This window comes from Sphingomonas zeae (assembly GCF_014197135.1).
GTDB classification, from domain to species: domain Bacteria; phylum Pseudomonadota; class Alphaproteobacteria; order Sphingomonadales; family Sphingomonadaceae; genus Sphingomonas; species Sphingomonas zeae.
Genome location: NZ_JACIFA010000014.1, coordinates 80,290 through 88,856 on the forward strand (window position 1 = coordinate 80,290; position 8,567 = coordinate 88,856).

Annotated in this window: 5 protein-coding genes; all 5 read left to right on the forward strand. The window is 65.6% G+C overall.

Features of this window, described 5'->3' with window-relative positions; translation table 11 throughout:
* Nucleotides 1-114 precede the first annotated feature (114 nt).
* The 5 genes from paoA (at nt 115) to GGR45_RS16580 (ending at nt 8,325) form a co-directional block, all read left to right on the forward strand.
* On the forward strand, nt 115-753 hold the full coding sequence (paoA, locus tag GGR45_RS16560) for an aldehyde dehydrogenase iron-sulfur subunit PaoA (RefSeq protein ID WP_246358278.1): 639 nt from the start codon (nt 115-117) through the stop codon (nt 751-753).
* Entirely contained in the window at nt 750-1,700 is a 951-nt protein-coding gene (locus GGR45_RS16565; protein ID WP_175312368.1) for an FAD binding domain-containing protein, read from the forward strand. The genes paoA and GGR45_RS16565 overlap by 4 nt, the downstream gene beginning before the upstream one ends.
* Nucleotides 1,697-3,916 carry an aldehyde oxidoreductase molybdenum-binding subunit PaoC gene (paoC, locus tag GGR45_RS16570; RefSeq protein ID WP_175312367.1) on the forward strand — a complete coding sequence of 740 codons (2,220 nt, stop codon included), beginning with the start codon at nt 1,697-1,699 and terminating at the stop codon, nt 3,914-3,916. The genes GGR45_RS16565 and paoC overlap by 4 nt, the downstream gene beginning before the upstream one ends.
* A gap of 170 nt (nt 3,917-4,086) precedes the next feature.
* On the forward strand, nt 4,087-5,448 hold the full coding sequence (locus tag GGR45_RS16575; RefSeq protein WP_175312366.1) for a cation:proton antiporter: 1,362 nt from the start codon (nt 4,087-4,089) through the stop codon (nt 5,446-5,448).
* Between the two features lie 363 nt (nt 5,449-5,811).
* Nucleotides 5,812-8,325, forward strand: a complete 2,514-nt coding sequence (locus tag GGR45_RS16580) for a glycoside hydrolase family 9 protein (protein ID WP_175312365.1) — start codon at nt 5,812-5,814, stop codon at nt 8,323-8,325.
* Nucleotides 8,326-8,567: the final 242 nt, after the last annotated feature.

Genomic DNA, 8,567 nt, shown 5'->3' on the forward strand with positions numbered 1-8,567 from the left:
CGCAAGGGACAAGTCAGCCAGCGGTGCCGGGGCCAGCACACCCCGTCACTCGCAACCGGGATAGCATCCGGCGGCCGAACAGGGGTCTGGACAGGGTGCAAGGGAGCCGGGACATTGGCGGACAGCATTGAATTTACCGTGTCGCGACGCGGCATGATCGTCGGGGGCGCGGCCACCGCGATGGCAGCCTCGGCCCCGGCCGAGGCACAGACCAGGAAGAGCACCATGCCCGCCGACCCTCCCGCCATGCCCGTCACGCTGAAGGTCAACGGCAAGGCGCACGCGCTGTCGCTGGACCCGCGCACCACGCTGCTGGACACGCTGCGCGAACATCTCCACCTGACCGGAACCAAGAAGGGTTGCGACCACGGGCAGTGCGGGGCGTGCACCGTGCTGGTCAACGGACAGCGGATCAACAGCTGCCTCAGCCTGGCGCTTCAGCATGACGGCGACAGCATCACCACGATCGAGGGGCTCGGCACGCCCGACAAGCTGCACCCCATGCAGGCCGCGTTTGTCCGTCATGACGGTTATCAGTGCGGCTATTGCACGCCGGGCCAGATTTGCTCGGCGGTGGCGGTGCTCGACGAGATCAAGCGCGGCGTGCCCAGCCATGTCCAGGCCGACCTTAACGCTCGGCCGCAAGCCTCCGGCATCGAGATGCGCGAGCGGATGAGCGGCAATATCTGCCGCTGCGGCGCCTATTCCAACATCGCCGACGCTATGGCCGAAGTTGCGGGAGCCAAGGCATGAAGCCCTTCACCTATGAGCGCGCGCGCGACGCGGTCGCAGCCGCGCGTGCGGCGACCCGGCCCGGCGCGAAGTTCCTGGCGGGCGGCACCAACCTGCTCGACCTCATGAAGATCGAGGTCGAGACGCCGACCCACCTGATCGACGTGCAGGATCTGAAGCTCGACCGGATCGAGAAGACTAGGGAAGGCGGCCTGCGCATCGGCGCGTTCGTCACCAACACCGCACTTGCCGCCGACGAGCGCGTGCGACGCGATTACGGCGTCCTCTCCCGTGCCATCGTGGCGGGGGCGAGCGGTCAGTTGCGCAACAAGGCGACCACGGCGGGCAATCTGCTCCAACGGACTCGCTGCCCCTATTTCTACGACACCAATATGGCCTGCAACAAGCGCAAGCCCGGCAGCGGGTGCAGCGCGATCGGCGGCTATTCACGACAACTCGCCGTCGTGGGGTCGAGCGACCATTGCATCGCCACCAACCCCAGCGACATGAACGTCGCGATGCGGGTGCTGGACGCGGTCGTCGAGACGGTGAACCCGGAAGGGCGGACCCGCGCCATTCCGATTGCCGCTTTCCATCGCCTGCCCGGCAACACGCCGCATATCGAGACAACGCTGGAGCCGGGCGAACTCATTACCGCCGTCACCCTGCCCCGCCCCGTCGGCGGCACCCATGTCTATGAAAAGGTGCGCGACCGGGCGTCCTATGCCTTTGCGCTCGTCTCGGTGGCGGCGGTCGTTCAGAAGGACGGCTCGGGCCGCGTTGCGGTCGGTGGCGTCGCGCACAAGCCCTGGCGGGTCGAGGCGGCGGAGGCTGCGATGCCGAATGGCGCCAAGGCAGTGACGGCGACGTTGCTCGCCGATGCCCGCCCTACCCGAGACAATGAATTCAAGGTGCCGCTCGTCGAACGGACGCTGGCGGCAGCCATCAGCCAGGCGAGGACCGCATGAAATTCACCGAACCAGCCGGCGCCAACCCCATCGACCGCATGACCGTGGTGGGTCGTCCGCAGGACCGTATCGACGGCCCGCGCAAGACCACCGGTACCGCGCCTTATGCCTATGAACGCCATGCCGAGGCTCCCAACGCCGCCTATGGCTGGATCATCGGCGCGGCGATCGCCAAGGGGCGTATCCGGTCGATGAACCTCGACGATGCACGCGGCGCGCCGGGCGTGCTGGGCATCGTTACCGCCGTCGAGGCGGGCAAACTGAACAAGGGCGATTTCAACACGGTCAAGCTGCTCGGCGGGCCGGAGGTCGACCATTATCATCAGGCGGTCGCCATCGTCGTTGCCGAGAGCTTCGAGCAGGCGCGTGCCGCCGCCGGGCTGGTAAGGATCGATTATGACCGCGCCAAAGGCCAATATGACCTGGCAGAAGGGCTGAAGACCGCGCCCTTGACCGGGGGCGATAGCAACGAGGGCAGCAAGGCCCCCGCCGCCGACCGAACCGGCAAGTTCGAAAGCGCGTTCAACGCGGCGCCGGTCCAGCTCGACGCGACCTACACCACGCCCGACCATAGCCATGCGATGATGGAGCCCTTCGCCTCTCTGGCGATCTGGGACGGCGACCAACTGACCGTCTGGACCTCCAACCAGATGATCGCCTGGGGACGCGGGGATCTCGCCAAGACGCTGGGAATGCCCAAGGAAAACGTTCGGCTCATCTCGCCCTATGTCGGCGGTGGTTTCGGGGGTAAGCTGTTCCTGCGCGCCGATGCCGTCATGGCGGCGCTGGGCGCGAAGGCGGTGGGGCGGCCGGTCAAGATCGCGATGCAGCGGCCGTTGATGGCCAACAACGCCACGCACCGCCCCGCGACCGTGCAACGTATCCGCATCGGCGCGAGCAAGGACGGGACGATCCAGGCGATCGCGCACGAAAGCGGATCAGGCGATCAGCCCGGCGGCGGCCCCGAGACGGCGGTGAACCAGACCAAGCTGCTCTATGCGGGACCCAACCGTCTGACTGCGATGCGGCTGGCGGTGCTGAACCTGCCCGAGGGCAATGCGATGCGCGCGCCGGGCGAAGCCCCGGGGATGATGGCGCTGGAAATCGCGATGGACGAGACGGCCGAAAAGCTGGGCATGGACCCCATCGCCTTTCGCGTGAAGAACGACACCCAGGTCGATCCCGAAAAGCCCGATCGCCATTTCTCGCAACGCCAGCTCGTCCGCTGCCTGGAAGAGGGGGCGCAACGTTTCGGTTGGGCGCAGCGCAATGCCAAGCCCGCACAAGTTCGCGACGGTCGCTGGCTGGTCGGCATGGGCGTCGCCGCCGCCTTCCGCAATCACATCAACATGAAGTCGGGCGCGCGGGTCACGTTGAACAAGGACGGCCGGGTCGTGGTCGAGACCGACATGACCGATATCGGCACCGGCAGCTATACGATCATCGCGCAGACCGCCGCCGAGATGATGGGCGTGCCAATGGGTGCGGTCGATGTCCGGCTGGGCGACAGCGACTATCCGGTGTCGGCGGGATCGGGCGGCCAGTTCGGCGCGGCCAATGCGACGGCGGGTGTCTATGCCGCCTGCGTCAAGCTGCGCGAAGCAGTGGCGCAGCGGCTGGGCTTCAACTCGGCCGATCTCACCTTTGCGGATGGCCAGGTGACGGGCGGCAACCGATCGGTGAGCCTGCGCGACGCCGCCGCCTCCGGCCCGCTGACCGCCGAAGACCGGATCGAGTTCGGCGATCTGGGCAAGACCTATCAGCTATCGACCTTCGGCGCGCATTTCGTGGAGGTCGGGGTCGATGCCTATACCGGCGTCACGCGCCTCCGCCGGATGCTCGCAGTCTGCGCGGCGGGGCGTATCCTGAACCCCAAGGCGGCGCGCAGCCAGGTGATCGGGGCGATGACCATGGGGGTCGGCTCGGCGTTGATGGAGGAGCTGGCGGTCGACAAGCGGTTCGGATTCTTCGTCAATCATGACCTGGCGGGCTATGAAGTGCCGGTCCATGCCGACATCCCGCATCAGGAGGTGATCTTCCTGGAGGAAGCCGATGACAAGGCCAATCCGATGAAAGCCAAGGGCGTGGGCGAGCTCGGCCTGTGCGGCGTCGGCGCGGCGGTGGCGAATGCGGTCTATAACGCGACGGGCGTGCGCATCCGCGATTATCCGCTGACGCTCGAAAAGCATCTCGATCGGCTGCCCGCCATCGCCTGAGTCCCGCTCTCCCCCTTCCCCCGGCTTCGCGCCTGACGACGTGGCGGCCGGGGTTAATTTGCCATGGGCGTAGCGGAATCCACAGGACTTCCTGAAAATCCTGTTGCAAGACAGGGCTCTTGTGGCGCTGGCCGAACCAGAGCGCTTGGGCATTTAGGGGTGGGGTGCCGATGAACGACGCGATCGACAGTTTCTGGAAGACCTTTGGCGGCATCCTGTCGCCGCATGGTCCGGCCAGCGTCGGGGCCGCCGCGACCTATGCGCCCGGCGATTATAGCATCCATTTCTTCCTGCAGCTGGCCGTGATCCTGTTCGCCTGCCGCATCGTCAGCTGGGCGGGCCAGCGTTTCCTGGGCCAGCCCCCGGTAGTAGGCGAGATGATTGCCGGGGTCGTGCTGGGTCCGTCATTGCTCGGCCTGTTCCTTCCCGAATGGCAGAGTGCGATCTTTCCCAAGGAAACCCGCAATGTCCTCTATGCCGGGGCGCAGCTCGGCGTCGCTCTCTACATGTTTCTGGTGGGGCTGACCCTCAGGCTCGACCATTTCCGGTCCAAGGCGCGCAGCGCGATGGCGGTGTCGGCGTCAGGCGTCATCGCACCATTCCTGATCGCGGCGGCCATCACGCCGCTGCTGTTGCAGGTGCCCGGCCTGTTCACCGCCGGGATCAGCCGGACCAATGCCACGCTGTTCATGGGCGCGTGCATCGCGCTGACCGCCTTTCCGATGCTCGCCCGGATCATCAATGAGCGGGGACTGGCCGATAGTCCGCTCGGCACATTGTCGCTGGCCGCCGGAGCGTTCGACGACGCCGCCTCATGGTGCGTGCTGGCGATCGTGCTGGCGACCTTTGGCGGGGGCAGCGGCGTGGCGATCCTGGCGATCGGCGGCGCGTTCCTCTATGTCGGCTTCCTCATCCTCTGCGGTCGCCGCCTGCTCGCGCCGCTCGGCCGCGCGGTCGAAGCGCGGGGCGAGATGAGCACGACGGTGCTCGCGATCACGTTGATGGCCTTCTGCCTGTCCGCCTTCATCATGGACGCGATCGGGGTTCACGGCATATTCGGAGGCTTCATCCTGGGCGTGTTCATGCCCCGGGGCCTGTTCGTCAGCGAGTTGAAGAAGAAGGTCGAGCCGCTGGCGGTCGTTCTGCTGCTGCCGATGTTCTTTACCTATTCGGGGCTGAACACGCGGATGGACATGGTCAATTCGGCTTCCCTGCTGCTCATCGCGCTCGGCATTCTGGCCGCCTCGATCGCCGCCAAGTTCGGCGCCTGCTACCTCGCCGCGCGGGCGTGTGGGGAGGATAACCGCACCGCCATGGGGATTGGCGCCCTGATGAACTCGCGCGGCCTGATGGAACTCATCATCATCAATATCGGGCTGCAAAAGGGCATTATCGGCCCCACCCTGTTCTCGATGCTGGTGCTGATGGCGATCGTCACCACAATGATGGCGAGCCCCCTGTTCGAATATGTCTATGGCCGCAAGGCGCGGGTCCTGGGTGAGATGGAAACATTGAACGGCGCCGCGGCCTGATTCCATGGTCGGGCCGGGCGGCCCGATCACCGACACATCCATCATGAGCATGAAATGGGCGGCGCAGACGGCAGAAGCGGTCCGCGCCGTTCCCGTGTTTGCCATCGGCACAGCATGTGAGCGTTATACAGCAATCCCTCTTCCACGCCGCCACGGTCAGAACCCCGGCCCGCGCTCCGGAAAGTTGATGCAAGACAAAGCCTAATTTTTTCGTTGTTTAATCCGAAAAGCTGGCACAAATTGGCGCCAAGGCGAAAGCGGAAACCGCTTCGCCCCGCGTTCCGGACATGACGTCGGCCCGACCCAGCTCGCCGCCATGTCCTTCGTCAAAAATGATAGCGCTATCTATTAGGAGGAGGGGTTATGCTGAAACATATGGGTGTCATCTTATTGGCATCGGCGAGCATCATGGCGGCGGCGTGCGCCGCACAGGCCCAAACGGCCGCGAACGGCACCGCATCGATTCTGGCCGTCACCCCGGCCGAGACGCTCGAGCGTCAGGGCCTGACCGTGATGGTCGACCAGAATCAGTTCAGCCCGATCTTTTTTGACGAGAAGAACGCCGGCATCCAGATCGTCCTTCATGGGGAGCGAATTGCGACCGATGGCGCGGTGCGGCTCAATCGCACGCCCGAACAATGGGATCCCGTCCCCGCCTTTGTCAGCCGGACGCGCGGGGCCGAGCCCAATCAAGTCGTGGTACGTTCCACCTATAAAGACCAGAATCTCAGCTACCGCGTGAAGGTCACGGCGGAGGGCGACGGCTTTCGCATCGCGGTTGATCTCGACCAGCCGCTGCCCGCCGCGCTGGCGGGTAAGGCCGGGTTCAACCTCGATTTCCTGCCGACCAGCTATTTCGGCAAGACCTATCTGATGGACGCCGCGCCCGGCCTGTTCCCGCGCCACGCGACAGGCCCGATGGCCAAGGACGGATCAGGCGATCCGGTGCCGCTGGCCTCGGGCGGCAAGTCGATCACCCTGTCGCCCGAAGACCCGTTGACCCGGGTGACCATCACGTCGGATGCGGGCGCGCTGGAGCTGTATGACGCGCGCAACCGAGCGCAGAATGGCTGGTTCGTCGTCCGCTCGCTGATCGCGGCCGGCGCCAAGGAGAATGCGGTCGTCTGGCATGTCCACCCCAATGTCGTGAAGGACTGGGTGCGTGCGCCGGTCGTCTCGTTCAACCAGGCGGGCTATACACCGGGTCGCGCCAAGATCGCGCTGATCGAAACCGATCCGCATGGCACCGCGCCGAAGGAAGCGGAGCTGGTCCGGCTGGCGGCCGATGGTACCCGCCAGTCCGTGCTGCGCGCCGCCGTTGCTCCGCGCGGCCGCTGGATGCGGTATAATTACGCCGCTTTCGACTTCTCGCAGGTGCGCGAGCCCGGCGTCTATGCGATCGCCTATGGCGGTCAGTTGACGAACCCGTTTCGCATCGCGGCCGACGCCTATGACCGCATCTGGCAGACCTCGCTCGACACCTTCATCGCCGAGCAGATGGACCATGTCGGCATTCGCGAGCAATATCGCGTCTGGTCCGCCCCCTCCCACCTCGACGATGCGCGCCAGGCGCCGCCCAACCATGTCCATTTCGACGGGTACAAGATGGGGCCGAACCTCGACTCGCCGTTCAAGCCGGGCGAGCATATCCCCGGTCTGAATGTCGGCGGCTTCCAGGATGCGGGCGATTACGACATCCAGACGCCACAAAACGCCGCCGTGGTCCGAGATCTTGTCTGGGGTCGCGAGCTCTATGGCCTGGACTGGGACGAAACGAGCGTAGACGAGGCCGCCCGCGCGGTCGAAATCCGCAAGCCCGACGGCAAACAGGATTCGGTCCAGCAGATCCGCCACGGCGTCCTGCAACTGCTCGCCCAGTACAAGGTGTTCGGCCATGCGATCGTTGGCATCATCGATCCGGCCCAGCGCCAATATGCGCATCTGGGCGATGCGGGCTCACAGACCGACAATCTGACCTATGACGCCGCGCTGGGTGCGACCGAGCGCAAGGGCGGATCGTCGGGCGCGCAGGACGATCGCTGGGCCTTCACCACCGACCTTCCCGCCAACAATCTGGCGGTCGCGGGCGCGCTCGCCGCCGCCTCGCGGTCGCTGGCGGACAGCGATCCGGCAATGGCAGCCGAGGCCTGGGACGCGGCCAAAGTGCTGTGGGGACGGTTCCAGAAGGGGCCGATCAAGTCAGGCGACGGACGCGACGATTCCGGTTCGCCCTGGTCGGCGGACGGCGCCAATGTCGGTGCGACGGTGGAAATGCTGATCACCAGCAAGGGCGAGCGCGTCTATGCCGATCGCCTGCGCAAGCTGATGCCGGTCATCTCGAAGAGCTTCGCCTGGGTCGGGGCCTCGGCGGTGCGGGCCATCCCGTTCATGGATGCCAAATACCGCGCCGCCCTGGTCCCGCTGGTTCGCCAGGCCAAGACGAAGATGGATGCCGAGGCCGCCAAAAACCCGTTCGGCGTGCCGATCAGCGAGGGCAGCTGGGCCGGATCGCATCAGGTCGTCGAGTTTGGATCAACCGCCTTCCTGATGCACAAGGCGTTCCCGGAGATCATCGGCACCGACTATACGCTGAATGCGATCGACTATGTGCTGGGGCGGCATCCGGCCAACAACCTGTCGCTCGTCTCGACGGTGGGCACCGCGTCAAAGCTGATCGGCTATGGCCACAACCGCGCGGATTATGGCTTCATCCCCGGCGGGCTTGTGCCGGGCGTGCTGATCGTGAAGCCCGACTTTCCCGAGCTGAAGACCGACTGGCCGTTCCTGTGGTTCGAGAACGAATACACGGTCGCGACCACCTCGGCCTATATCCTGGCCGCCAATGCCGCGATCGAGGCGACGAAGGAAAACCGTTAATCCGCGGCGGGGCGAAGCTGCTCGGCTTTGCCCCGCCAGTCCGCAATAATCCCAGCCCCCAATAATCAGGCGCAGGGTCGCCATGATGCGGGGCGGGACGGCGTTGCCGCCGCCTGTACGGCGGCATCCCAGGCCAGGGATGCGAACGCTAGGGTCAGGACTCGTTGATCAAAGCCAGAAGATGATGGTGGCAGCGAGGGCGACGGCGGAGAAGAAGGCGGTTGGGCACCGATCGTAGCGGG

Coding starts and splice junctions, on each gene's coding strand:
- GGR45_RS16565 (WP_175312368.1), top strand. CDS start 750: ATGAAGCCCTTCACCTATGAGCGCGCGCGCGACGCGGTCGCAGCCGCG.
- paoC (WP_175312367.1), top strand. CDS start 1,697: ATGAAATTCACCGAACCAGCCGGCGCCAACCCCATCGACCGCATGACC.
- GGR45_RS16575 (WP_175312366.1), top strand. CDS start 4,087: ATGAACGACGCGATCGACAGTTTCTGGAAGACCTTTGGCGGCATCCTG.
- GGR45_RS16580 (WP_175312365.1), top strand. CDS start 5,812: ATGCTGAAACATATGGGTGTCATCTTATTGGCATCGGCGAGCATCATG.